The sequence below is a fragment of the Pseudoalteromonas sp. SG45-1 genome (genome assembly GCF_014164135.1).
Classification (GTDB): Bacteria; Pseudomonadota; Gammaproteobacteria; order Enterobacterales; family Alteromonadaceae; genus Pseudoalteromonas; species Pseudoalteromonas distincta.
The window spans coordinates 1-1,076 of record NZ_JACJEP010000065.1 but is presented as its reverse complement, the minus strand read 5'-3'; the positions used below and the strand labels follow the sequence as shown (position 1 = coordinate 1,076).

The 1,076-nt window shown below is 50.5% G+C and carries 1 protein-coding gene; it reads right to left on the bottom strand.

Translation table 11 applies throughout. From position 1 onward, the window contains the following. Positions 1-1,076 (bottom strand): Ig-like domain-containing protein (locus H5117_RS20375; protein WP_182739020.1); only part of this gene is annotated, 1,076 nt, incomplete at both ends.

Sequence of the window (1,076 nt, the reverse complement as noted above, 5' to 3'; positions counted from 1 at the left end):
GTTGAAGTACCACTAATCACTGGGGTGCTGTCGTTACCCAAGCCCAGTGCATCAACGGTGACGATTGGCGTAATAGTATCCACATTACCACTGCTGTTTGCTGTGCTCTCGTTGCCTGCCGCATCGGTAATACTCGCGCTTACAGTAAAGTCACCTTGTGCAAGGGCACCTGGAATCTCAATGTTCCAGTGGCCATCGCTGCCAACTAGGGTCTCAATGGTTTGCACAGCGCCTGCGCTGTCGGTGATGGTGAGTGTAACAGTGCCACCAATTTCATTACTGGTGCCCTGCAGCTCGGGTGTTAAGTCGCTAACATCGCCTACGTTTTGAATGGTGAGTATTGGCGCTTGCGTGTCGATAGTGGTGGTATCACTCACTGTAGTTTCGTTGCCAACACTGTCGCGTACACTTACTTCGATGGTGCTTTGACCTTCACTTAATGGTGTGGTTGGAGTGGCACTCCAATTACCATCCGCATCAACAAGGGCGGTGATGGTTTGTGGGTTGCCGTTGCTGTCGGTCACTACAATAGTCACTTGTGCACCTTCGCCCGCATCACTTGTGCCGCTTATGATTGGCGTGTTGCTGTCGCTTTGTGCTGCAACATCAACAGTGAGTGTCGGCGGTGTATTATCAAAGTCATCTGAGCTAATTGTACGGGTATTACCTGCGGCATCGGTCGCTGTGGCGATCACTGAGCCAACATCAAGTAACGATACATCTAATCCGACTAATGACCAATTACCATCGGCATCAGTTGTGGTGGTGTAGGTGGCACCAATGCCACCGCCAACCAGTTGCTCGGTAATAGTAATTTCACTGCCTGCTGGCAAGTCAGAGGTACCACTTAAGGTAACCAATAAACCAAGTTCAAACGTTGGTGTAAAGGCAAGTGCCGGTGGAGTTACGTCTACTTCGCCACTGTCTGTACCTGTACCTGTGTTGCCTGCGGCATCAGTGATGCTGGCGCTAACGCTATAATTCCCTTCGGCTAATGTGCCTGTTGGTGTCGCACTCCAGTTACCATTGGCATCGGTTTGTACATCAATGCTTTGAGTGGCATTTGCTGCATCTGT